A 23761-nucleotide genomic window follows, 5' to 3' on the forward strand; every position below is an offset into this window, starting at 1 on the left:
AAAAGAATAATGGCTATCGAAATCAATGTACCGGACATCGGGGCTGATGAAGTTGAAATCACCGAGATCCTGGTCAAAGTAGGCGACAAAGTTGAAGCTGAACAGTCGCTGATCACCGTAGAAGGCGACAAAGCCTCTATGGAAGTTCCGTCCCCTCAGGCGGGTATCGTTAAAGAGATCAAAGTCTCTGTTGGCGACAAAACTGAGACCGGCAAACTGATCATGATTTTCGATTCCGCCGACGGTGCAGCAGCAGCTGCACCTGCTCAGGCAGAAGAGAAGAAAGAAGCAGCTCCGGCAGCAGCACCTGCTGCCTCTGCGGCGAAAGACGTACACGTACCTGACATCGGCGGCGACGAAGTAGAAGTTACCGAGATCATGGTTAAAGTGGGCGACACCGTTGCGGCTGAACAGTCTCTGATCACCGTTGAAGGTGACAAAGCCTCTATGGAAGTTCCGGCGCCGTTCGCAGGTACCGTCAAAGAGATCAAAATCAACACGGGTGACAAAGTGTCTACCGGTTCCCTGATTATGGTCTTCGAAGTGGCGGGCGCTGCGCCTGCTGCTGCACCGGCTCAGGCGGCTGCTCCAGCAGCAGCGGCGGCTCCGGCTGCTTCCGGCTCGAAAGAAGTTAACGTACCGGATATCGGTGGTGACGAAGTTGAAGTCACTGAAGTGATGGTTAAAGTGGGCGATAAAATTGCCGCTGAGCAGTCACTGATCACCGTTGAAGGCGATAAAGCGTCGATGGAAGTTCCGGCACCGTTCGCGGGTACCGTGAAAGAAATCAAAATCAGCACCGGCGACAAAGTTAAAACCGGTTCTCTGATTATGGTCTTCGAAGTCGAAGGCGCAGCACCTGCAGCCGCTCCTGCACAAGCAGCAGCTCCGGCTCCGGCCGCTGCACCAGCGCCTGCGCAAGCCGCAGCTCCGGCCGCGAAAGCGGAAGGCAAATCTGAGTTTGCTGAAAACGACGCTTACGTTCATGCAACGCCGCTGATTCGTCGCCTGGCGCGCGAATTCGGTGTGAACCTGGCGAAAGTGAAAGGTTCTGGCCGCAAAGGTCGTATCCTGCGTGAAGACGTTCAGGCTTACGTGAAAGACGCTATCAAGCGTGCTGAAGCGGCTCCGGCTGCAGCAGCAGGTGGCGGTATCCCGGGCATGCTGCCTTGGCCGAAAGTGGACTTCAGCAAGTTTGGTGAAATCGAAGAAGTGGAACTGGGCCGTATCCAGAAAATTTCTGGTGCTAACCTGAGCCGTAACTGGGTGATGATCCCGCACGTTACTCACTTCGATAAGACCGATATCACCGATCTGGAAGCGTTCCGTAAACAGCAGAACGCCGAAGCTGAAAAACGTAAACTGGACGTGAAATTCACCCCAGTAGTCTTCATCATGAAAGCCGTTGCCGCAGCTCTGGAACAGATGCCGCGCTTCAACAGCTCCCTGTCTGAAGACGGTCAGCGCCTGACCCTGAAGAAATACATCAACATCGGTGTAGCGGTTGATACTCCGAATGGTCTGGTTGTTCCGGTCTTCAAAGACGTGAACAAGAAGAGCATTACCGAGCTGTCTCGTGAACTGACCGTGATCTCCAAGAAAGCGCGTGATGGCAAGCTGACCGCTGGCGAAATGCAGGGCGGTTGCTTCACCATCTCCAGCATCGGTGGCCTGGGTACTACCCACTTCGCGCCGATTGTGAACGCGCCGGAAGTGGCTATCCTCGGTGTCTCCAAGTCCTCTATGGAGCCAGTGTGGAACGGTAAAGAGTTTATGCCGCGTCTGATGATGCCGATTTCGCTCTCCTTCGACCACCGTGTAATTGACGGTGCGGATGGTGCGCGCTTTATCACCATCATCAACAACATGCTGTCTGACATTCGCCGCCTGGTGATGTAAGCGAAAAAGCCGGCCCGACGGCCGGCTTTTTTCTGGTAATCTCATGAAGTCAGTGAGGTTATTGTGCGAAAGACAAATCGGTTGCCGTTTGTTGTTTCAAAATTGTTAACAATTTTGTAAAATACGGGCGGATAGAACGACCCGCTGGACGACGGGTATAAATTAAGAGGTCATGATGAGCACTGAAATCAAAACTCAGGTCGTGGTACTTGGGGCAGGCCCTGCAGGTTACTCTGCTGCCTTCCGTTGCGCAGATTTAGGTCTGGAGACCGTCATCGTAGAACGTTACAGCACCCTTGGCGGTGTTTGTCTGAACGTCGGCTGTATCCCTTCTAAAGCGCTGCTGCACGTAGCAAAAGTTATCGAAGAAGCCAAAGCGCTGGCTGAACACGGTATCGTTTTTGGCGAGCCGAAAACCGATATCGACAAGATTCGTACCTGGAAAGAAAAAGTTATCACTCAGCTGACCGGCGGTCTGGCGGGTATGGCCAAAGGCCGTAAAGTGAAAGTGGTTAACGGTCTGGGTAAATTTACCGGGGCAAACACCCTGGAAGTTGAAGGCGAAAACGGCAAAACCGTGATCAACTTCGACAACGCAATCATCGCGGCGGGTTCCCGTCCGATCGAACTGCCGTTTATTCCGCATGAAGATCCGCGCGTGTGGGATTCCACCGATGCACTGGAACTGAAAACTGTTCCTAAGCGCCTGCTGGTAATGGGCGGCGGTATCATCGGTCTGGAAATGGGTACCGTGTACCATGCGCTGGGTTCAGAGATCGACGTGGTTGAAATGTTCGATCAGGTTATCCCGGCTGCCGACAAAGACGTGGTTAAAGTCTTCACCAAGCGTATCAGCAAGAAATTCAACCTGATGCTGGAAACCAAAGTGACCGCCGTTGAAGCGAAAGAAGACGGTATCTACGTTTCCATGGAAGGCAAAAAAGCCCCTGCCGAAGCTCAGCGTTACGATGCTGTGCTGGTCGCTATCGGTCGTGTACCGAACGGTAAAAACCTCGACGCGGGCAAAGCTGGCGTGGAAGTTGACGACCGTGGCTTCATCCGCGTTGACAAACAGCTGCGCACCAACGTACCGCACATCTTTGCTATCGGCGATATCGTCGGTCAGCCGATGCTGGCACACAAAGGTGTTCATGAAGGTCACGTTGCCGCTGAAGTTATCGCCGGCAAGAAACACTACTTCGATCCGAAAGTTATCCCATCCATTGCATACACTGAACCAGAAGTTGCATGGGTTGGTCTGACCGAGAAAGAAGCGAAAGAAAAAGGCATTAGCTACGAAACCGCCACCTTCCCGTGGGCTGCTTCTGGTCGTGCTATCGCTTCCGATTGCGCAGACGGTATGACCAAACTGATTTTTGACAAAGAATCTCACCGTGTTATCGGTGGTGCGATTGTCGGTACCAACGGCGGCGAGCTGCTGGGCGAAATCGGTCTGGCGATCGAAATGGGTTGTGACGCAGAAGATATCGCGCTGACAATCCACGCGCACCCGACTCTGCACGAGTCCGTGGGCCTGGCGGCAGAAATCTTTGAAGGTAGCATTACCGACCTGCCAAACCCGAAAGCGAAGAAAAAGTAATCTTCCCGCTTTTGTGAAAACGCCTCTTCGGAGGCGTTTTTTTTGCCTGAAAACTACCAGTTTTAGTAGTCATCTCATTGATATTTCCACTAAAAAAAATTGCGCAACTGCCGATACTTTTTTCGCCATTGTGTGGCTACTGGCCGCACGGAGAAGAGGCTCTGGACTCTCTATTACACGAAAAAGGAAAATACATGTCTTTAAAAAAAATCGCGGTTGTTGGCATGGTTGTCGCGACAATGACGCTGACCGGTTGTGGTGCGATGACCACCGCCGTTAAAAAACGTAACCTTGAAGTGAAAACGCAGATGAGTGAAACCATCTGGCTGGAGCCTTCCAGCGAGAAGACCGTCTACATTCAGGTAAAAAACACCTCTGACAAAGACATGAGTAACCTGCAAACCCTGCTGGCAAATGACCTGTCAGCGAAGGGGTATAAAGTGACCAGTTCGCCAGACAGCGCTTATTACTGGGTGCAGGCGAACGTGTTGAAAGCGGACAAAATGGATCTGCGTGAAGCTCAAGGCTTCCTGAAAACGGGTTACGAAGGTGCCGCGATGGGCGCAGCGCTGGGCGCGGGGATTACCGCTTATAACAGCAACTCCTCTGGTGCGGCGCTGGGTGTTGGTATCGCGGCGGGGCTGATCGGCATGGCCGCGGATGCGATGGTGGAAGACGTTAACTACACCATGGTTACTGACCTGCAAATCTCTGAACGCAGCAAAGCTAAAGTGACAACGGATAATGTTGCTGCATTGCGTCAAGGGACATCTGGCATCAAGCTGCAAACCAGCAGCGCGCAAGGCGATCGCGCAAAATACCAGACCCGCGTTGTGTCTAATGCTAACAAAGTGAATCTGAAGTTCGAAGAAGCGAAGCCGGTGTTGGAAGCTCAATTGGCGAAATCTGTCGCTAACATCCTGTAATTTGTTGCGGGTTGCCGGGGGGCGGCTATGCCTTACCCGGCCTACTAACCTTCCGACTCGGTATCAGGGCGCTACAGGTTGCCAGTTTTTATCCGGATGGAATGTGGTTAACGCTTGTGCTTTCTGCTGTGATTCAACACCGAGATCGGCCTGGTAGACTTTGTCTTCACCGTTAATCATAAAACTCATCACGCCGGTGTGATCGTAGCTAACGGGCCAGGCTACCATGGCAAAACCGCTGGTTTTATCGGGAAGGATCCGGAAGCGATAGCCGTGATAGCCCATGCCCGGCTCCTGTGGACTGAAGGCTGGGCCAAGCGGGCTTGGCGCTTCGCCCGGCGAAACAGGCCAGTACAGACCATCCTTTTTCCCTTCAGAACTGACAATCTTTTGCGCGTATTTCTGGTTCATCGCAAAATAGCTCTGCTGAGCATCCACATAGGCGTGCAACGCCTCAATGGCAGCAAGTTCGTTGCGTCCAATCTCACGGGTCAGGATCTCTTCGGCCGCTTCCTTGATATCAAATTGCCAGCCTGAAGCGTTTTTGACGACCGGGATTGGCAGTTGCCAGTCGCTGTCCCCAACCACAAGATGCGCCGTATTGCCGTCGATGACAGTGCTATGGCGTACCTTCCAGTCACGCAGGAAGCGATCAACCGCATCAGGATCGACGCCTTCTGGCGGCAGAAAATCACGCCAGTTTTCCCCGAGCAGGTTGCTCATTGCACTTTCATTTTGCTCACTGATAGCGTTTGCCAGCGCATCTGTTGCCTGGTCTGGTGTGCTGAAGGATTGTTGTGCCATCGCGGTGGCCGAAACCATGAACAACACCATTCCACTGAGTAGTTTATTTTTCATGTCGGTTCCCTTAACGATGACGGAATTCACGGTGTTCAGCACGCCCGCCAGAAGGCTGGCGCGATGGCTGATTACGGGCGACCTGCCGGCTCTGGGCACCTCGCTGTTGCTGTGCCTGCCAGTTGGCGGAGCGACTGTCGTTACCGCTCAGCGCATTGGCGCGTGGCTGGCTGGTTCGCTGTTGAAGATTGCGCTGTTGCACATTGCGTTGTTGCGCCGGTTGCGTGACCCGTTTCTCCTGTCGCTGGGCGACTGCCTGGCGATTCTCCCGCTGCTGAGTGCTCGTCCGCTTCGCGGTTTGCGGTTTGGTATCGTAACCGCGGTAGTTATTACGTTGGGAAATTTGCTTCAGTTGTTGATTCGATGCCTGACGCTGGGCGTCTCTCGTGCCCGAGCGTGCCGTCTGCGGGAATGTTTTCCCCGTCGATTTTTCCATTTGGCTCATCGCGGCCTGGCGCTGGTTATCACGGTTGACCGGTCTTTGCTGGGTCGAACTTAATCCGGTTGCCGTGTTAGTGGAGTGGAAGCGGTTATTGAGCTGGCTATTTGGGTAAGGCACACCCTCACGGTAGGCCGGGTTATGCTGCCAGGTACGGTTGGCATCTGTCAGGCGCTGACCACTGATTTTATTGAAGTTATCAACGTTAATGTTGATGTTGTTATCACCGTTGCGGTTATAGCCGCCATGGTTATCCCAGTCATCATTATGATGGTGGTCGTCGTCGTCATCCCAGTCGATGTTGCTGAAGATGGCATAGGTTGTGGCGACACCAAGGCTGAAGCCTAAACCATTGACGAAGCTGTTACCAAATTGCTCACCGGGCGTTGGTGGCAGATAGGTTGGCGGATAGGCGGTATTCGGCCAGGTACCGTAAACCGTGTTCGGGTTATAGGTTGGAACGTACACCACCTGCGGATCGGCGGATTCAATCTTGATGACAGTAGGGCTTGTCGTGGTGGTAGTGCTGGTTGTTGACGTGCTGGTGGCGGTTTTCGCCGGTGCCGCTTTGGTCACGGTGGTGACGGTCTGTTGCGGTGTTGATTGCAGCGCGCCGGTTTGTTGCGCCAGTACACGCAGACGTTGAACGGAATCCATGACGTCCTTCGGCTGTGCGAGGAAAGCATCGCCCAGGCTTTGTACCCACGGCGGATTTTCACCCATCAGCGACATCAACTGAGGAAAAGCGACCAGCGATTTCACGCTGGGATCCCAGGGCTGGCTGGCAACGGCCTGAATGGCGGCATCGCCCTGCATTTTGGGATTGTCTTTTGACCACTGTGCGGCCTGGATGACGTTAGCCGGATAGGTTGAGGCCATCAAAATTTGCGACAACAGCGAGTCTGGATAGAGCGCGATGGGTGCAACCCACTGATCGATTTGTGCTGCTGAGTAGGTTGGTGCCACGGCGGGCGCTGTTTGGTCGGCCGGGGCAGGGGCCGCTACGGGAGCTGGGGCCGGTGTTGACGGTTGCTGCGCAACGGGGGCCGGAGCAGCAGGCTCCGTTGTGCGACTTTTAACAAACATCACGCCAGAGGCGGCAAACAGCCCGGCACTGCACAAAAGGACAAGCAGATGTGGCTTAAGGGGCAACTTCATAAAATGACTCCAACGAGACGAGCGCTGTGCCGTGAGGCGTTCCTGTTGCCGCGAGTATTATTCACCCGTGTTAGACAGTTTTGACTTTTATGGTTGATTCACCAGGTAGGTCCGAAAAAAGAGTGTGAGTATTTATTACACAATTATATGTGATGGCGGAAAAATCGCTGGAATATTCAGCCGATCGCGCTTGAAAATTAACCGTTTATGGGCGGTTTTAAGCTGACTTAATTTCACCTCGCCTTGTCGCTATACCATTCTTAACGATTCAGCCAATTTTTTATGTTGCTTTTTTGTAAACGGATTAACACTTAATGAAAATCCTGTTATTGTGCCTTATGCGGTACCGGGCATTTACCCTACTAACTACTGTCTCACAGGAGCGTGAAGAGAATCGCCCATCTACAAAAGCGCCGCATTATGACAATGAGAGCGAGGAGATATCGTCGTGCTAGAAGAATACCGTAAGCACGTAGCTGAGCGTGCTGCCCAGGGGATTGTGCCAAAACCTTTAGACGCAACCCAAATGGCTGCACTTGTCGAGCTGCTGAAGACCCCGCCTGTGGGCGAAGAAGAATTCCTGTTAGACCTGTTGATCAACCGCGTTCCTCCTGGCGTAGATGAAGCCGCTTATGTTAAAGCTGGTTTTCTCGCCGCTGTCGCAAAAGGCGACACCACCTCCCCGCTGGTTACCCCAGAAAAAGCCATTGAACTGCTGGGCACCATGCAGGGTGGCTACAACATTCATCCGCTGATCGACGCGCTGGACGATGCAAAACTGGCGCCGATTGCCGCCAAAGCGCTCTCTTCAACGCTGCTGATGTTCGATAACTTCTACGATGTAGAAGAAAAAGCCAAAGCGGGCAACGAATATGCGAAGCAGGTAATGCAATCCTGGGCTGATGCCGAATGGTTCCTGAACCGTCCAGCTCTGGCAGAAAAAATCACCGTTACCGTCTTTAAAGTGACGGGTGAAACCAACACCGATGACCTTTCTCCGGCACCGGATGCATGGTCTCGCCCGGATATCCCTCTGCACGCGCTGGCGATGCTGAAAAACGCCCGTGAAGGTATCGAACCGGATCAGCCGGGCGTGGTTGGCCCGATCAAACAGATCGAAGAATTGCAGAAAAAAGGTTACCCGTTGGCTTATGTGGGTGATGTTGTCGGTACCGGTTCTTCGCGTAAATCCGCAACCAACTCCGTGCTGTGGTTCATGGGTGACGACATTCCTCATGTGCCGAACAAGCGTGGCGGCGGCCTGTGCCTCGGCGGTAAAATTGCACCTATCTTCTTCAACACCATGGAAGATGCGGGCGCACTGCCGATTGAAGTGGACGTGTCGAACATGAACATGGGCGACGTGATTGACGTTTACCCGTTCAAAGGCGAAGTACGCAACCACGAAACCGGCGAACTGCTGGCAAGCTTTGAGCTGAAAACCGAAGTCCTGATCGACGAAGTACGCGCCGGTGGCCGTATCCCGCTGATCATCGGTCGTGGCCTGACCACCAAGGCGCGCGAAGCGCTGGGCCTGCCGCACAGCGACGTATTCCGTCAGGCGAAAGACGTGGCGGAAAGCAGTCGTGGCTTCTCCCTGGCACAGAAAATGGTTGGCCGCGCCTGCGGCGTGAAAGGCATCCGTCCGGGCGCATACTGCGAACCGAAGATGACCTCCGTCGGTTCTCAGGATACCACTGGCCCTATGACCCGTGACGAACTGAAAGACCTGGCGTGTCTGGGCTTCTCTGCTGATCTGGTGATGCAGTCCTTCTGCCACACCGCGGCCTATCCGAAGCCGGTGGACGTGAACACGCATCACACGCTGCCAGACTTCATCATGAACCGCGGCGGTGTGTCGCTGCGTCCGGGCGACGGCGTTATTCACTCCTGGCTGAACCGCATGCTGCTGCCGGATACCGTAGGTACCGGTGGTGACTCCCATACCCGTTTCCCGATTGGTATTTCCTTCCCGGCAGGTTCTGGTCTGGTGGCGTTTGCTGCGGCGACCGGCGTGATGCCGCTGGATATGCCGGAATCCGTTCTGGTGCGTTTCAAAGGCAAAATGCAACCGGGTATCACCCTGCGCGATCTGGTACACGCCATCCCGCTGTACGCGATCAAACAGGGTCTGCTGACCGTTGAGAAGAAAGGTAAGAAGAACATCTTCTCTGGCCGCATTCTTGAAATCGAAGGTCTGCCGGATCTCAAAGTAGAGCAGGCGTTCGAATTGACCGACGCCTCCGCTGAACGTTCTGCTGCCGGTTGTACCATCAAGCTGAACAAAGAGCCGATCGTTGAGTATCTGAGCTCTAACATCGTTCTGCTGAAGTGGATGATCGCAGAAGGTTACGGCGATCGCCGTACGCTGGAACGTCGTGTGCAGGGCATGGAAAAATGGCTGGCGGATCCGCAGTTGCTGGAAGCCGACGCTGACGCAGAATACGCGGCAGTGATCGACATCGATCTGGCGGATATCAAAGAGCCAATCCTGTGTGCACCGAACGATCCGGACGATGCGCGTCTGCTGTCTGACGTACAGGGCGAGAAGATCGACGAAGTGTTCATCGGCTCCTGCATGACTAACATCGGCCACTTCCGTGCCGCTGGTAAGCTTCTGGATGCGCACAAAGGCCAACTGCCAACGCGTCTGTGGGTGGCTCCGCCAACCCGTATGGATGCGGCACAGCTGACCGAAGAAGGTTATTACAGCGTGTTCGGTAAGAGCGGTGCGCGTATCGAAATTCCAGGCTGCTCTCTGTGCATGGGTAACCAGGCGCGTGTAGCCGACGGCGCAACGGTGGTGTCGACCTCTACCCGTAACTTCCCGAACCGTTTAGGTACCGGAGCGAACGTCTACCTGGCTTCTGCGGAGCTGGCGGCGGTTGCGGCGCTGATCGGCAAACTGCCGACGGCGGAAGAGTACCAGACCTATGTGGCGCAGGTAGATAAAACGGCCGTAGATACTTACCGTTATCTGAACTTCGACCAGCTGTCTCAGTACACCGAGAAAGCCGATGGTGTGATTTTCCAGACCGCGGTGTAATGCCTTAAAGCATTTTGTGTAAAAACGCATCAATGCCCGGAGAAGTCTGCTTCTCCGGGCATTTTTATTTCTATTCCTTATACCCACTACGCTTTTTTTCTGCCGCGCTGCTGCGATAATTACAGCAAGGCGCAATGCGGTATTGGCGCATTGCCGGGAGTAGAGGAAGACATTATGGATTACGAATTTCTGCGCGATATTACCGGGGTGGTAAAAGTGCGTATGTCCATGGGCCACGAGGTGGTGGGGCACTGGTTTAATGAGGAAGTGAAAGAAAACCTGGCCTTACTTGATGAAGTGGAACAGGCAGCGCGTGCGGTTAAGGGCAGTGAGCGCTCCTGGCAGCGAGCAGGGCATGAATACACGCTCTGGCTGGATGGCGAAGAAGTGATGGTTCGCGCTAATCAGCTGGAGTTCTCTGGCGATGAGATGGAAGAGGGGATGAGCTACTACGACGAAGAAAGTTTTTCGCTCTGTGGTGTAGAGGACTTTCTTCAGGTTGTGGCGGCATACCGCGAATTTGTGCATCAATCCTGAGATATTTCAGATATCAATGAAGCCGGGTGAGACAAACCCGGCTTTTTTTTCGTCCGAATGATTATTTGATTTTTATTAATCATTCAAAAACTGTGATCTGCCGCGTTTGTGATCTGATTTTGATTGAATATAATCGCTGTGATTTTATTTAATCACAACATAACAACAGGCGGGAAGACCATGAACATCAAGAAGGCAATAGAACGCGTACCCGGCGGCATGATGGTTGTGCCGTTGGTTATCGGTGCCATTATCAACACTTTTGCCCCGCAGGCGTTGCAGATCGGTGGATTCACCACGGCTTTATTTAAAAATGGCGCGGCTCCCTTGATTGGCGCGTTCCTGCTCTGTATGGGGGCGGGAATTAGCGTAAAGGCGGCGCCGCAAGCTTTGCTACAAGGCGGCACGATTACGCTGACCAAGTTACTGGTCGCGATTGCAATTGGTCTCGGGGTTGAACACCTGTTTGGCGCGGAGGGCATCTTTGGCTTAAGCGGTGTTGCCATTATTGCGGCAATGAGTAACTCCAATGGCGGGCTTTACGCGGCGCTGGTTGGCGAGTTTGGCAATGAACGTGATGTCGGTGCGATCTCCATTTTGTCTCTGAATGACGGGCCTTTCTTTACCATGATCGCGCTGGGCGCGGCGGGTATGGCAAATATTCCTATCATGGCGCTGGTGGCGGTTCTTGTTCCGCTGGTGGTTGGCATGATCCTCGGTAACCTCGACGCTAATATGCGTGACTTCCTGACCAAAGGCGGTCCACTGCTCATTCCTTTCTTTGCATTTGCACTTGGAGCCGGTATTAACCTGGAAATGCTGCTGCAAGGCGGTCTGGCGGGCATTCTGCTGGGCGTGCTGACCACCTTTGTGGGCGGTTTCTTTAACATTCGTGCCGATCGTCTGGTTGGCGGGAGTGGTATTGCTGGTGCTGCGGCATCCAGTACGGCGGGGAACGCCGTCGCGACGCCACTGGCCATAGCACAGGCCGATCCCTCGCTGGCAGAGGTTGCCGCTGCGGCAGCGCCGCTGATCGCTGCGTCAGTCATTACAACCGCAATTCTGACGCCAATTCTTACGTCGTGGGTCGCGAAAAGGCAGTCTCGTCAGGCCGTGCAGGAGAAGAAAGCATGAAAATGATCGTTATCGCCGATGACTTTACGGGCTCTAACGATACCGGCGTACAGCTGGCGAAAAAAGGGGCGCGTACCGAAGTAATGCTGACCCCAGCGCAGAAACCGTCGCGCCGCGCCGATGTTCTGGTCATCAATACGGAAAGCCGGGCGATGCTGGCAACGCAGGCCGCCGCGGCTGTACAACAAGCGTTAGCGCCATGGTGTGAGGGCGAAGCAACACCGCTGGTATACAAAAAAATAGACTCGACATTTCGTGGCAATGTGGGGGCTGAAGTCACTGCAGCCATGCGTACAGCCGGTCGGACGCTGGCCGTGATTGCGGCGGCAATTCCTGCTGCCGGGCGCACCACGCAGGATGGCTTGTGCCTGGTCCATGGTGTGCCGCTGCTGGAAACGGAATTCGCCAGCGATCCAAAAACGCCTATTCACTCTTCGCGTATTGCTGAACTGGTCGCGCTGCAAAGCGATGTCCCTGTACATGAGGTGTCGCTGGTGGATGTGCGTCGGGGAAGTTTGAGTGCGCTGCTGAGCGCTTTTGCAAAAGCCGGCGAATGTATGGTGGTGGTGGATGCCGTGGAAGAGCGAGATCTCGCGCTCATTGCGCAGGCGGTTTGTGAGCAAAAACAGATGCCGCTGCTCGTAGGGGCGGCAGGGCTGGCCAATGCGCTACCAGCCGCAACGTTTATGCAAGAAAAGCAGGAATTACCGGTGTTGGTTGTGGCTGGCTCAATGAGTGAGGCAACGCGACGTCAGGTGGAAAAAGCAGTGTGTCAGGGTCGGGCAAAAGTCGTTGATATCGATGCCGCGCGGTTGGTTGCATCGTCATTTGCACCGGAAATGGACTCTGTTATTGAACAGGCTTGTGCGCAACTGAGCCAGCAGCAGCACACGATCTTACGCACCAGTCGATGTGCAGAAGACCGGGACATGATCGACACGCTGTGTTTCAACGTGGGGATGAGTCGCCAGCAGTTGGGAGAACTTCTGAGTCAGCGTCTAGGGGAGATAACGCTGCGCATTATTGAACAAGCACGTATCGGCGGATTGTTCCTGACCGGAGGCGATATTGCCACGGCGGTCGCCAGTGCGTTGGGTGCAGAAGGGTATCGCATCCACAGTGAGGTCGCCCCCTGTATTCCGTGCGGAACGTTTGTGAATAGCGAGATTGACGACTTGCCGGTTATTACCAAAGCGGGTGGATTCGGTTCTGATACGACCCTTTGCGATGCGCTGTATTTTATTGAGGAGATGTACCGTGGTAACTAAAACAATTGCGATTACGATGGGAGACCCGGCGGGGATTGGTCCGGAAATTATTGTTAAAGCGCTACGCGAAGATGAACTTAATGGTGCGCCGCTGGTGGTGGTCGGGTGCCTAAAAACGCTGCAGCGGTTACAGGCTCAGGGGCTGGCTGACGGAGTAACATTTCGCGCTATTGAACAGGTCGCCGATGCCAGATTCACGCCAGATACGATTCATGTGATTGATGAACCGCTGGCGAAACCTGACGAACTGCTCCCAGGTACAGTGCAGGCGCAGGCGGGCGATCTGGCCTATCGCTGTGTGAAGCGGGCGACTGAACTGGCGATGAAGGGGGATGTACATGCCATCGCGACCGCGCCGTTGAACAAAGAAGCGCTGCATCTCGGCGGACACAATTATCCTGGACATACCGAACTGCTGGCAACGCTAACCGAAAGCCGCGACTATGCGATGGTGCTGTACACCGATAAGCTGAAAGTTATCCATGTTTCGACGCATATCGCACTGCGCAAATTCCTTGATACGCTCAATGGGCAACGTGTCGAAACGGTGATTGGTATCGCGGATACCTTCCTGAAGCGCGTAGGCTTTGCACACCCGCGTATTGCCGTTGCGGGGGTGAATCCACATGCCGGAGAGAATGGCCTGTTTGGCGATGAGGAAATTCGTATTGTCGGACCCGCGATTGAGAATATGAAAGCGAAGGGGATGGATGTTTACGGTCCGTGCCCGCCGGATACCGTGTTTTTACAGGCTTATGAAGGTCAGTATGACATGGTGGTGGCGATGTACCACGATCAGGGGCATATCCCGCTGAAATTGCTGGGTTTCTATGATGGTGTAAATATCACAGCAGGTTTACCGTTTATTCGTACCTCTGCCGATCACGGTACGGCATTTGATATCGCCTGGACGGGAAAAGCAAAATCTGAGAGCATGGCCGTATCGATCAAACTGGCAATGCAACTGGCGTAATTTACTGTTATGAAAGGGCAACACCGTCTGGATAAGATTGTGGCGTATTTGAAAAATCATACGCTGGTTACCGTGGAACAGTTGGTTGACGCGGTTGACGCCTCTCCAGCAACGATCAGGCGCGATCTCATCAAGCTGGATGAACAGGGTGTGATCAGCCGCAGCCACGGCGGTGTTGCGTTACGACGCTTTGAAGCGGCGCAGCCAACCACAAACGAAAAGCAACTGCGATCGCCTGCTGAGAAACGGGCGATTGCGCGTTTTGCCGCCTCAATGGTGCGTGCGGGCGATGCCGTGGTGCTTGATGCCGGTACCACAATGCTGGAGCTGGCAAAATGTCTGACGCATTTGCCGCTGCGAGTGATTACCGTTGATCTGCATATTGCCCTGTTTTTGTCAGAATTCCGTCAGATAGAGGTGACGATCGTCGGTGGACGCATCGATGACAGCAGCCAGTCCTGTATTGGTGAGTTTGGCCGGAAAATGTTGCGCAGCGTCTATCCTGATATTGCTTTTATGAGCTGTAACACCTGGAGTATGGAAAAGGGTGTAACCACGCCAACGGAAGACAAAGCGGGATTAAAGCAGGAAATTATTGCGAATGCCCAACGGAAGGTATTACTGGCGGATAGCAGTAAGTACGGCGCACATTCGTTATTTAACGTCGCGCCGCTTAGTTGCTTTACCGATGTTGTTACCGATGTGAATCTACCGCCAAACGCGCAGGCTGAATTAAAAGCGCAATCCGTTGCCCTGACGCTGGTACAGCCAGAGTAACTGCACTCTCAACCCTGATTGCGCCGGAGATTATTTAACGTAGGCCAGCAGGCTCAGAGAGTCACGCGCCAGCGCTTTGCATTTCTTTGCTGTTGGGATGCCGATACCGCTGAGATCGCGGTAGCTGTCTTCACCCAGCGCTTTCATATTGAAGGTGTCGTAATTACTCAGGTCCCACTGGTTTTGCTGGGCAAAAAAGACCAGTGCGCGACGAATCTGCCCATTAGGCAAATTCTGGTATCCACAGTCATTTTTCAGAAAAACAAAAACTGCCGTTAAATCGGCCATATCTTCGGCTTCGGACTCGCTGAGCGCGTAGCTATTTGCGCATACGGCCATCAGGGTGCCGAACAAAACTGTTCTGAAAAACGTCTTCATTGCTTCTACCACTGCATCACGGAATTTAAACGTTAGCATACTGCGAGCGAAGCGACGACCTTTATTATTAGCCGTTCACTTGACCTTCCCGTAAGGGGAAGGCTTATGCTTAAAAGATAGCCTGCTTAAGCTGCTGAATATAAGGAAGTGATTATGCAACGTCGTGACTTTTTAAAGTACTCCGTGGCGCTGGGCGTCGCGTTAGCGTTACCTCTGTGGAGCCGGAGCGTATTTGCCGCAGACCGCCCTGCATTGCCCATTCCTGACCTGCTAACCGCGGATGCCTCAAACCGTATGCAATTGGTGGTGCAAGCCGGAAAATCGAGCTTTGCTGGTAAAACAGCGACGACCTGGGGATATAACGGCAATTTACTCGGACCTGCGGTCAAGCTGAACAAAGGGCAGTCGGTGACCGTGGATATCCATAACCAGCTTGCCGAAGAGACGACGTTGCACTGGCACGGTCTGGAAATCCCCGGTGAAGTCGACGGTGGGCCGCAAGGCATTATCCCGGCGGGCGGGAAACGTTCAGTGACCTTCACGCCGGATCAACGGGCGGCGACCTGCTGGTTCCACCCGCATCAGCATGGAAAGACCGGCCGTCAGGTAGCTATGGGACTGGCCGGACTGGTGCTAATTGAAGATGAAGAGATTCGCAAGCTGATGCTGCCTAAGCAGTGGGGCATTGATGATGTGCCGGTGATTATTCAGGATAAACAGTTCTCTGCTGATGGGCAGGTTGATTATCAACTGGACATCATGACCGCCGCCGTCGGCTGGTTTGGCGATACGCTGCTGACCAACGGGGCGATTTATCCTCAGCATGCCGCACCGCGTGGCTGGTTGCGTCTACGCCTGTTGAATGGTTGTAACGCACGCTCACTGAACATTGCGGCCAGCGACAATCGTCCTTTGTACGTCATTGCCAGCGACGGCGGACTGTTGGCGGAACCGGTAAAAGTGACCGAGCTTCCTATGCTGATGGGCGAGCGCTTTGAAGTGCTGGTGGATGTCAGTGACGGCAAAGCTTTTGATCTGGTCACTCTGCCAGTCAGCCAGATGGGGATGGCGATTGCGCCATTCGATAAGCCGCACCCGGTGATGCGCGTTCAACCGTTGCTGATTACCGCTTCCGGCACGCTGCCAGATTCGCTGACATCCATGCCATCGCTGCCATCACTGGAAGGTCTGACGGTGCGCAAGCTGCAGCTGTCGATGGATCCGATGCTCGATATGATGGGCATGCAAATGCTGATGAAGAAATACGGCGGTCAGGCCATGGCGGGTATGGATCATGGGAAGATGATGGGCCATATGAATAATGACAATATGGGCCACGGCAATATGAATCATGGCAATATGAACCACGGTGAGATGGGGAATATGCAGCATGGCGACATGGGCAACATGAAGCATGGAACATTCGACTTCCATAATGCCAACCGGATTAATGGCCAGGCATTTGATATGAATAAACCGATGTTTGCCGCGGCGAAAGGTCAGCACGAACGCTGGGTGATTTCCGGCCAGGGCGACATGATGCTGCATCCGTTCCACATTCACGGCACGCAGTTCCGCATTCTGTCTGAGAATGGCAAAGCGCCTGCCGCACACCGCGCGGGATGGAAGGACACTGTGCGGGTAGAAGGCGGCGTGAGCGAGGTGTTAGTGAAGTTTGACCACGACGCGCCAAAAGAGCATGCCTATATGGCGCACTGCCATCTGTTAGAGCATGAAGATACCGGGATGATGCTCGGCTTCACCGTCTAAAATATTACGCTGAGCTTATCCGGCCTGCAGAAATCTCTCGTAGGCCGGATAAGACACAGTCTCTTTACAGCGTTTCACCGCACGACTCCCTCCTCCTGCAAATTCTTCTATTGCACATAAAGTAATCGCCTTTGAAGCCGATAATCATTGGGTACCCAATGTGAGTTCAATGGATGAAATACTATGATTAAAAATGTGCGTGTTATTACCGGCATTCTTCTGGTTCTCGCCATTTTCTGTTTGCTACAGGTCGTGACAGGAAGCTTTTTTTATTCTGCGGTAAACAATGATCGCCATAATTTCCAGAACTCAGGCACCCTGAATGCCCAACAGGAAAATCTGAGTGATAGCGTCAATACGCTGATTAAAACCCGAGTAACGGTAACCCGCGTAGCAATTCGTTTCTTAAAGAATCAACGCGATCCGGCCTCACTGGCGGCCATTGATACTTTGCTAAAGACGGCGAGTGAGTCGATGAAGAAGGCTGAGGGATACTTCGCGCATTATCAGTCATTGCCGCAGGTGTCGGGGCAGAATCCGCAAATTGCATCTGAAATGGAAAAACAGTATCGGCAGATGCACGACGTGATGGCGTTATCGATAGAGTATCTGCGCGCGAATAACTATCAGGCCTATGGCGATCTTGATGCTCAGAAGGCGCAGGATGAAATGGAAGCCAGCTATGACCAGTGGCGTAACGAAAACAACGCGTTGCTGCAGCACGCGGCGGCGGAGAATCAGCACAGCTTTACCCGCATGCAATGGACGTTAGGGGCAATTGTCGTCGCTGTGCTCATCGTTCTGGGCATGATCTGGAGTGGGTTGCAGCATATGCTGCTTAAACCCCTGGCGCAGATCATGGAGCATATCCGCATTATTACCCGTGGTGATCTGACCCATCAACTCGACGTCCAGGGACGTAATGAAATGGGACGTTTGGCGACGGGCTTAGATGAAATGCGACAGTCGCTGATTTCGACAGTCACGTCGGTGCGTAACAGCTCAGAAACGATTCATAGCGGCGCAACGGAAATCTCATCAGGTAACAACGATCTGTCTTCGCGTACTGAGCAGCAGGCTGCTTCACTTGAAGAGACAGCCGCCAGCATGGAACAGCTTACCGCGACCGTGAAGCAAAATACGGACAATGCGAAACAGGCGACTCAACTGGCTAAGAATGCGTCTGATACTGCCGCACGTGGTGGACGGGTTGTTGATACTGTCGTGCACACGATGAGTGAAATTGCCGGTAGTTCACAGCAAATTGCGCAGATCACCAGCGTCATCGACAGTATTGCTTTCCAGACCAATATCCTGGCGCTCAACGCGGCGGTCGAGGCTGCCAGAGCAGGAGAGCAGGGACGCGGATTTGCTGTTGTGGCGGGTGAAGTCCGTACCCTGGCAAGCCGTAGCGCTCAGGCAGCCAAAGAGATCAAAGCGTTGATTGATAACTCAACCCACAGCGTGGGGATGGGATCTCAGCAGGTGTCGGACGCGGGTAAAACGATGAAAGAGATTGTCGCAGCGGTCACCCGCGTGACGGACATCATGGGGGAAATCGCCTCAGCCTCGGAGGAACAGAGTCGGGGGATTGAGCAGGTGAGTCTCGCGGTCTCGCAGATGGACAGTGTCACACAACAAAACGCCGCGCTGGTAGAGGAGTCTGCCGCCGCAGCCGCTTCGTTGAAACAACAAGCTGAACAGTTACGCCTGGCCGTGGCGGCATTTCGCATCACTCGCGATGCCTCCAACAGTGAGCATCGAAAACCACCTAAGGATACTCCACGAGCGACCTCTGCGGGGAGTTCGCCACAAGATCCACACTGGGAAACGTTTTAGCCACAGACTGCCGTGCACTCCTGGTTTTGATTAATAAGCGTACAAAAAACGACGCAAACGGGTTCTCCTGTGAACTATCAGAGGAACCCGCTCTCTTTACTGGTATACTTCATCAACTGAATTGTTTGTATGCTGTCGCAAGTTTTGTGGTTAGAGCGGGTCGCCGTCTGTCAGTCGGTGTATCAACGTAAGCGCTTTCTTTCGATTTGCATGATGTGTCAACTGATAAAAATCAGTGAGTTATAGGGTTTATGAAACATACTGTTGAAGTGATGATCCCGGAAGCGGAGATCAAAGCGCGTATTGCTGAACTGGGGCGCCAGATTAACGAACGTTACAAGGACAGCGGCAGCGATATGGTGCTGGTTGGTCTGTTACGTGGCTCATTTATGTTTATGGCGGATCTGTGCCGTGAAGTGCATGTCTCTCATGAAGTCGATTTCATGACGGCATCCAGCTACGGTAGCGGAATGTCTACCACGCGTGATGTTAAAATCCTGAAAGACCTGGATGAAGACATTCGTGGCAAGGACGTGCTGATTGTCGAAGACATCATCGATTCCGGCAATACGCTGTCCAAAGTGCGTGAAATTCTGAGCCTGCGCGAGCCGAAATCCCTGGCTATTTGTACGCTGCTGGACAAACCTTCTCGTCGTGAAGTGAATGTTCCGGTCGAGTTTATCGGCTTCTCAATTCCTGATGAGTTTGTGGTCGGTTACGGCATTGACTATGCCCAGCGTTATCGCCATCTGCCGTATGTTGGCAAAGTAGTGCTGCTGGACGAGTAATTGGCTGGAGCGCCTGATGGCGCAGGTTTGTAGGCCGGGTAAGGCGTCGCCGCCTCCCGGCAATGTCACATTATTTATGGTTGCTGTGTTTCTGACTCAGGTTAGACAACCCCTGGCGATAGCGCTGTTCCAGCGTTTCGCGGCTGGTGGCGGTGACGTCGAGATCGCGCAGCAGGCCATCATGAATACCGTAAGCCCAGCCGTGAATGGTCACTTTCTGACCGCGCTTCCAGGCTGAACGCATAATGGTTGAGTGGCCCAGGTTATAGACCTGTTCCATGACATTCAGTTCGCACAGGGTGTCCATACGACGTTCCTGCGGCATTTCGCCCAGCAGTGAGCTGTGTTTGAACCAGATATCGCGGATGTGCAGTAACCAGTTATCAATCAGCCCCTGTTCTTTATTTTCAATCGCCGCCTGGACGCCGCCGCATCCATAGTGGCCGCATATAATAATATGTTCCACTTCCAGCACATCCACCGCATACTGAACCACTGAGAGGCAGTTCAGGTCGGTGTGAATAACCAGATTGGCAACATTGCGGTGAACAAATAATTCACCCGGTTCAAGACCGGTCAATCGTTCAGCGGGAACGCGGCTATCGGAACATCCAATCCATAGAAAACGCGGATTCTGGGCATGCGTCAGCGTTTCAAAAAATCCGGGATCTTCTTCTATCAGCATCTTTGACCATAGTGCATTGTTGCTGATGAGTGTATCTATGTCTTTCATGGAGTAGCACGACCCGAAGCCAGATAAATTCGATGGGCTAATATAGGGTAACTCCATCATTATTTAAACTATATATAAAATGTCAGAACGTAAGGTAAGTATAAAAACATGACCATTGCTCTGGAACTTCAACAACTTAAAAAAACTTACCCCGGTGGCGTTCAGGCGTTACGCGGGATAGATTTGCAAGTCGAAGCGGGTGATTTTTATGCGCTTTTGGGACCGAATGGCGCAGGAAAATCCACCACCATTGGAATAATCAGCTCGCTGGTGAATAAAACCTCCGGGCGGGTGAGCGTCTTCGGATACGATCTTGAAAAAGATACGGTTAATGCTAAACGCCAGCTTGGCCTGGTACCGCAGGAGTTTAACTTTAACCCGTTTGAAACCGTGCAGCAGATTGTGGTCAACCAGGCGGGTTACTACGGTGTTGAGCATAAAGAAGCGGTCAAACGCAGCGAACTATATTTAAAGCAGCTCGATTTATGGGAAAAACGTAACGAGCGCGCGCGCATGCTGTCTGGTGGGATGAAACGTCGTCTGATGATTGCCCGTGCGCTGATGCACGAGCCGAAATTACTCATTCTGGATGAACCAACGGCGGGCGTCGACATTGAGCTGCGTCGTTCAATGTGGGGCTTTTTAAAGGATTTAAACGACAAAGGCACCACCATTATTCTGACCACTCACTATCTCGAAGAAGCGGAAATGCTGTGTCGTAATATCGGCATTATTCAGCACGGCGAGCTGGTGGAAAACACCTCGATGAAGAGTCTGCTCTCCAAGCTGAAATCCGAGACCTTTATCCTCGATCTGGCACCAAAAAGTCCGCTGCCGAAACTGGAAGGTTATCAGTACCGACTGGTCGACACTTCCACGCTGGAAGTGGAGGTTCTGCGTGAACAAGGGGTCAACAGCGTCTTCTCTCAGCTGAGCGCACAGGGCATTCAGGTATTGAGTATGCGTAACAAAGCGAACCGACTGGAAGAACTTTTTGTTTCTCTGGTGCATGAAAAACAAGGAGATCGCGCATGATGCAGCTTTACTGGGTTGCGCTGAAAAGCATCTGGGCGAAAGAGATCCACCGCTTTATGCGTATCTGGATCCAGACTTTGGTGCCACCCGTCATCACCATGACGCTCTATTTTATTATCTTTGGTAACCTGATCGGCTCGCGTATCGGCGAAATGCATGGCTTTAGCTACATGCAGTTTATTGTGCCGGGGCTGATTATGATGGCAGTGATCACCAACTCGTACGCCAACGTGGCCTCGTCGTTCTTTAGCGCCAAGTTTCAGCGCAATATCGAAGAGCTGCTGGTCGCCCCGGTGCCGACGCACGTGATTATCGCCGGTTTTGTCGGCGGCGGCGTGGCGCGTGGCCTGTGCGTAGGCATTCTGGTCACGGCTATTTCACTGTTCTTCGTGCCGTTCCAGGTGCATTCCTGGGTCTTTGTGGCGCTCACGCTGGTGTTAACGGCGGTACTGTTCTCGCTGGCCGGTTTGCTGAACGCAGTCTTTGCTAAAACCTTTGACGATATCAGCCTGATCCCCACCTTCGTGCTGACGCCGCTGACCTATCTGGGTGGCGTGTTCTATTCGTTAACGCTGCTGCCGCCGTTCTGGCAGGGACTGTCGCATCTGAACCCAATTGTCTACATGATTAGCGGCTTCCGCTACGGCTTCCTGGGTATTCATGATGTTCCGCTGGTCACCACGTTTGGCGTGCTGGTGGTGTTCATTGCGGCGTTTTACTTGCTGTGCTGGTACCTGATTCAGCGCGGACGCGGCCTGCGTAGCTAATTCTTTCTTCCTCTTCTGACTCGGGAGAGGAAGACTTTTGATGCTTATCACCATTACCGATTTATCACCCTGATAAACTACTTGCCTGCTAAGGAGGTAGGCAATGTTAGGTTGGGTAATTACCTGTCATGACGATAAGGCACAGGATATGCTGCATCGTCTGGAGAAAAAGTACGGTCCGTTGGAGCAATGTCAGGCGGTAAGTTTCTGGCGTGGGCTCAGCTCGAATATGTTAAGCCGCATGATGTGCCATGCCCTGCATGCCACAGACTCTGGTGAAGGGGTAGTATTCCTGACGGATATGGCCGGGGCTGCGCCATACCGTGTAGCCTCGTTAATGAGTCATAAACATCCCCAGTGCGAAGTGATTTCAGGTATCAGCTATCCATTGCTTGAGCGAATGATTTCGTCACGGGAATCGCTGAGCAGTTCTGCGTTTCGCGATTGCATCGTCGCGCTTGGCGGCCCCGAAGTCTCCAGCCTCTGGCATCAACAACAAAAAAATCCCCCCTTCGTGTTGAAGCATGATTTGTATGAGTATTAATCATTGGTATTGATGATGCTTTTGCTACAATAACCGAGGTTTCTCGCCTCGGTTAAATCATATGGTTATGCGCGTTCTGTTTGTTCTGTTGCTCCTGTTTTCTGGTGGCGTAGGTGCGGCCTTGCCCGCTCGCTATATGCAAACCACGGAAAATGCGGTGATCTGGGCGCATATTGGCAATAAGACGGAGACTGTCGGTAATTTACGTGCCGGACAGATTATTGCCGTTGAACCGGATGCAAAGGATTACTACACCTTCAACTTCGGCTTTGGCAAAGGCTACATCGACAAAGGGCACCTGGAACCTGTGCAGGGGCGTCAGCGTGTGGAAGACGGCCTGGGTGACTTAAATAAACCGTTGAGTAACCAGAACCTGATTACCTGGAAAGATACTCCGGTCTATAACGCGCCGGACGTAGGCAGTGCGCCGTTTGGTACGCTGGCTGAGAATCTACGCTACCCGGTGCTCAGTCGGCTGAAAGACAGACTGAATCAGACCTGGTATCAGATTCGCATCGGCGAGCGGCTGGCCTATATCAGCGCGCTGGATGCTCAGCAGGATAACGGTATCCCGATTCTGACTTACCATCATATTCTGCGCGATGAAGAGAACACGCGTTTTCGTCATACCTCCACCACCACATCAGTGCGCGCGTTCAGTAACCAGATGACCTGGCTGCGAGATATGGGCTATACCACGCTGACGATGTATCAGTTAGAAGACTACCTCAATAATCGCGCAAACCTTCCGGCGCGTTCGGTCGCTATTACGTTCGATGATGGCCTGAAGTCCGTTAGCCGCTATGCGCATCCCGTCCTCAAGCAGTATGGCTTTAAGGCGACGGCGTTTATCATTAGCTCACGTATCAAGCGCCACCCACAGAAGTGGGATCCGAAATCGCTGCAGTTTATGAGTATTTCCGAGCTGGAAGGGATTAAAGATGTTTTCGACTTCCAGTCGCACACCCATTTCTTGCATCGGGTGGATGGCCAGCGACGACCTATTTTACTCAGCCGTAACTATCACAATATTCTGTTTGATTTTGAACACTCCCGTCGGGCGCTCGGGCAGTTTAATCCGCATGTGCTCTATCTTTCCTACCCGTTTGGCGGCTATAACGCGACGGCGGTGAAAGCGGCGCATGATGCCGGTTTTCATTTGGCGGTGACGACGGTGAAAGGGAAGGTGAAGCCTGGCGATAACCCGATGTTGCTAAAGCGGCTGTATATCCTGCGGACGGATTCGCTGGAAACAATGTCGCGGCTGATAGTCAATCAGCCGCAGGGGTAGT

Annotated in this window: 20 protein-coding genes; 16 read left to right on the forward strand and 4 right to left on the reverse strand. The window is 53.1% G+C overall.

Going from position 1 to position 23761, the window contains the following annotated elements; translation table 11 throughout:
- Window positions 1-9 precede the first annotated feature (9 nt).
- The 3 genes from aceF to traT all read left to right on the forward strand — a co-directional run bounded on the left by aceF (window position 10) and on the right by traT (window position 4425).
- Window positions 10-1899 (forward strand): pyruvate dehydrogenase complex dihydrolipoyllysine-residue acetyltransferase, encoded by a 1890-nt coding sequence (gene aceF / locus OGX96_RS02315; protein WP_003829487.1) that lies wholly within the window; start codon window positions 10-12, stop codon window positions 1897-1899.
- A gap of 175 nt (window positions 1900-2074) precedes the next feature.
- Window positions 2075-3499 (forward strand): dihydrolipoyl dehydrogenase, encoded by a 1425-nt coding sequence (lpdA, locus tag OGX96_RS02320; protein WP_003829486.1) that lies wholly within the window; start codon window positions 2075-2077, stop codon window positions 3497-3499.
- A gap of 194 nt (window positions 3500-3693) precedes the next feature.
- Window positions 3694-4425 carry a conjugal transfer complement resistance protein TraT gene (traT, locus tag OGX96_RS02325; protein WP_048236127.1) on the forward strand — a complete coding sequence of 244 codons (732 nt, stop codon included), beginning with the start codon at window positions 3694-3696 and terminating at the stop codon, window positions 4423-4425.
- Window positions 4426-4488: 63 nt separating this feature from the next.
- Here traT and OGX96_RS02330 read toward each other — a convergent pair whose 3' ends face one another.
- On the reverse strand, window positions 4489-5283 hold the full coding sequence (locus OGX96_RS02330) for a DUF2950 family protein (RefSeq protein WP_008786213.1): 795 nt from the start codon (window positions 5281-5283) through the stop codon (window positions 4489-4491).
- Window positions 5284-5293: 10 nt separating this feature from the next.
- The gene (locus OGX96_RS02335; protein WP_286582144.1) at window positions 5294-6880 is read right to left on the reverse strand and encodes a DUF3300 domain-containing protein; all 1587 of its coding nucleotides are present in this window, start codon (window positions 6878-6880) and stop codon (window positions 5294-5296) included.
- Window positions 6881-7328: 448 nt separating this feature from the next.
- Here OGX96_RS02335 and acnB point away from each other — a divergent pair, with 448 nt between their 5' ends.
- The 6 genes from acnB (at window position 7329) to OGX96_RS02365 (ending at window position 14615) form a co-directional block, all read left to right on the forward strand.
- The gene (acnB, locus tag OGX96_RS02340) at window positions 7329-9926 is read left to right on the forward strand and encodes a bifunctional aconitate hydratase 2/2-methylisocitrate dehydratase (RefSeq protein WP_057067418.1); all 2598 of its coding nucleotides are present in this window, start codon (window positions 7329-7331) and stop codon (window positions 9924-9926) included.
- 174 nt (window positions 9927-10100) lie between these two features.
- The gene (gene yacL / locus OGX96_RS02345) at window positions 10101-10463 is read left to right on the forward strand and encodes a protein YacL (protein ID WP_020996227.1); all 363 of its coding nucleotides are present in this window, start codon (window positions 10101-10103) and stop codon (window positions 10461-10463) included.
- Between the two features lie 180 nt (window positions 10464-10643).
- Complete coding sequence (locus tag OGX96_RS02350; protein WP_008786218.1) at window positions 10644-11597, forward strand: 2-keto-3-deoxygluconate permease 1; 954 nt, start codon at window positions 10644-10646, stop codon at window positions 11595-11597.
- The gene (gene dtnK / locus OGX96_RS02355) at window positions 11594-12865 is read left to right on the forward strand and encodes a D-threonate kinase (RefSeq protein ID WP_060682743.1); all 1272 of its coding nucleotides are present in this window, start codon (window positions 11594-11596) and stop codon (window positions 12863-12865) included. Before OGX96_RS02350 ends, dtnK begins: the two co-directional genes overlap by 4 nt.
- Window positions 12855-13838, forward strand: coding sequence for a D-threonate 4-phosphate dehydrogenase (locus OGX96_RS02360; RefSeq protein ID WP_082196955.1), 984 nt, complete (start codon window positions 12855-12857; stop codon window positions 13836-13838). The genes dtnK and OGX96_RS02360 overlap by 11 nt, the downstream gene beginning before the upstream one ends.
- A gap of 9 nt (window positions 13839-13847) precedes the next feature.
- Window positions 13848-14615, forward strand: coding sequence for a DeoR/GlpR family DNA-binding transcription regulator (locus tag OGX96_RS02365; protein WP_032942381.1), 768 nt, complete (start codon window positions 13848-13850; stop codon window positions 14613-14615).
- Between the two features lie 30 nt (window positions 14616-14645).
- On the opposite strand, the gene OGX96_RS02370 is transcribed toward OGX96_RS02365, so the two are convergent.
- A complete protein-coding gene (locus OGX96_RS02370; protein WP_032941691.1) occupies window positions 14646-14993 on the reverse strand; it encodes a YacC family pilotin-like protein in 348 nt (115 codons plus the stop codon).
- Window positions 14994-15146: 153 nt separating this feature from the next.
- Here OGX96_RS02370 and cueO point away from each other — a divergent pair, with 153 nt between their 5' ends.
- From cueO to hpt, 3 genes are all read left to right on the forward strand, one after another.
- Window positions 15147-16763: a multicopper oxidase CueO gene (cueO, locus tag OGX96_RS02375; RefSeq protein ID WP_286582147.1), complete on the forward strand. Its 1617-nt coding sequence runs from the start codon at window positions 15147-15149 to the stop codon at window positions 16761-16763.
- A gap of 183 nt (window positions 16764-16946) precedes the next feature.
- Window positions 16947-18602, forward strand: coding sequence for a methyl-accepting chemotaxis citrate transducer (gene tcp / locus OGX96_RS02380; protein WP_286582149.1), 1656 nt, complete (start codon window positions 16947-16949; stop codon window positions 18600-18602).
- A gap of 251 nt (window positions 18603-18853) precedes the next feature.
- Window positions 18854-19390: a hypoxanthine phosphoribosyltransferase gene (hpt, locus tag OGX96_RS02385; RefSeq protein ID WP_003018658.1), complete on the forward strand. Its 537-nt coding sequence runs from the start codon at window positions 18854-18856 to the stop codon at window positions 19388-19390.
- A 70-nt stretch (window positions 19391-19460) separates the two neighbouring features.
- Here hpt and can read toward each other — a convergent pair whose 3' ends face one another.
- Window positions 19461-20123: a carbonate dehydratase gene (can, locus tag OGX96_RS02390; protein ID WP_008786227.1), complete on the reverse strand. Its 663-nt coding sequence runs from the start codon at window positions 20121-20123 to the stop codon at window positions 19461-19463.
- A gap of 108 nt (window positions 20124-20231) precedes the next feature.
- On the opposite strand from can, the gene OGX96_RS02395 reads away from it, so the two are divergent.
- The 4 genes from OGX96_RS02395 (at window position 20232) to OGX96_RS02410 (ending at window position 23760) form a co-directional block, all read left to right on the forward strand.
- Window positions 20232-21158, forward strand: coding sequence for an ABC transporter ATP-binding protein (locus OGX96_RS02395; protein WP_003829469.1), 927 nt, complete (start codon window positions 20232-20234; stop codon window positions 21156-21158).
- Window positions 21155-21925, forward strand: coding sequence for an ABC transporter permease (locus OGX96_RS02400; RefSeq protein WP_008786229.1), 771 nt, complete (start codon window positions 21155-21157; stop codon window positions 21923-21925). The genes OGX96_RS02395 and OGX96_RS02400 overlap by 4 nt, the downstream gene beginning before the upstream one ends.
- Window positions 21926-22028: 103 nt before the next feature.
- A complete protein-coding gene (locus tag OGX96_RS02405; RefSeq protein ID WP_032942385.1) occupies window positions 22029-22469 on the forward strand; it encodes a PTS sugar transporter subunit IIA in 441 nt (146 codons plus the stop codon).
- Between the two features lie 61 nt (window positions 22470-22530).
- Window positions 22531-23760 (forward strand): polysaccharide deacetylase family protein, encoded by a 1230-nt coding sequence (locus OGX96_RS02410; protein ID WP_286582151.1) that lies wholly within the window; start codon window positions 22531-22533, stop codon window positions 23758-23760.
- The last annotated feature ends 1 nt before the right edge of the window (window position 23761 follow it).

It is taken from the genome of Citrobacter sp. Cpo100 (genome assembly GCF_030332595.1).
Classification (GTDB): domain Bacteria; phylum Pseudomonadota; class Gammaproteobacteria; order Enterobacterales; family Enterobacteriaceae; genus Citrobacter; species Citrobacter portucalensis.

Excerpts from the sequence above, each read along its gene's own strand:
- lpdA (WP_003829486.1), top strand. The coding sequence starts at position 2,075 with ATGAGCACTGAAATCAAAACTCAGGTCGTGGTACTTGGGGCAGGCCCT.
- can (WP_008786227.1), bottom strand. The coding sequence starts at position 20,123 with ATGAAAGACATAGATACACTCATCAGCAACAATGCACTATGGTCAAAG.
- traT (WP_048236127.1), top strand. The coding sequence starts at position 3,694 with ATGTCTTTAAAAAAAATCGCGGTTGTTGGCATGGTTGTCGCGACAATG.
- OGX96_RS02410 (WP_286582151.1), top strand. The coding sequence starts at position 22,531 with ATGGTTATGCGCGTTCTGTTTGTTCTGTTGCTCCTGTTTTCTGGTGGC.
- OGX96_RS02400 (WP_008786229.1), top strand. The coding sequence starts at position 21,155 with ATGATGCAGCTTTACTGGGTTGCGCTGAAAAGCATCTGGGCGAAAGAG.
- hpt (WP_003018658.1), top strand. The coding sequence starts at position 18,854 with ATGAAACATACTGTTGAAGTGATGATCCCGGAAGCGGAGATCAAAGCG.
- OGX96_RS02335 (WP_286582144.1), bottom strand. The coding sequence starts at position 6,880 with ATGAAGTTGCCCCTTAAGCCACATCTGCTTGTCCTTTTGTGCAGTGCC.
- OGX96_RS02405 (WP_032942385.1), top strand. The coding sequence starts at position 22,029 with ATGTTAGGTTGGGTAATTACCTGTCATGACGATAAGGCACAGGATATG.
- OGX96_RS02330 (WP_008786213.1), bottom strand. The coding sequence starts at position 5,283 with ATGAAAAATAAACTACTCAGTGGAATGGTGTTGTTCATGGTTTCGGCC.
- cueO (WP_286582147.1), top strand. The coding sequence starts at position 15,147 with ATGCAACGTCGTGACTTTTTAAAGTACTCCGTGGCGCTGGGCGTCGCG.
- tcp (WP_286582149.1), top strand. The coding sequence starts at position 16,947 with ATGATTAAAAATGTGCGTGTTATTACCGGCATTCTTCTGGTTCTCGCC.
- yacL (WP_020996227.1), top strand. The coding sequence starts at position 10,101 with ATGGATTACGAATTTCTGCGCGATATTACCGGGGTGGTAAAAGTGCGT.
- OGX96_RS02370 (WP_032941691.1), bottom strand. The coding sequence starts at position 14,993 with ATGAAGACGTTTTTCAGAACAGTTTTGTTCGGCACCCTGATGGCCGTA.
- OGX96_RS02350 (WP_008786218.1), top strand. The coding sequence starts at position 10,644 with ATGAACATCAAGAAGGCAATAGAACGCGTACCCGGCGGCATGATGGTT.
- OGX96_RS02395 (WP_003829469.1), top strand. The coding sequence starts at position 20,232 with ATGACCATTGCTCTGGAACTTCAACAACTTAAAAAAACTTACCCCGGT.
- dtnK (WP_060682743.1), top strand. The coding sequence starts at position 11,594 with ATGAAAATGATCGTTATCGCCGATGACTTTACGGGCTCTAACGATACC.
- OGX96_RS02365 (WP_032942381.1), top strand. The coding sequence starts at position 13,848 with ATGAAAGGGCAACACCGTCTGGATAAGATTGTGGCGTATTTGAAAAAT.
- aceF (WP_003829487.1), top strand. The coding sequence starts at position 10 with ATGGCTATCGAAATCAATGTACCGGACATCGGGGCTGATGAAGTTGAA.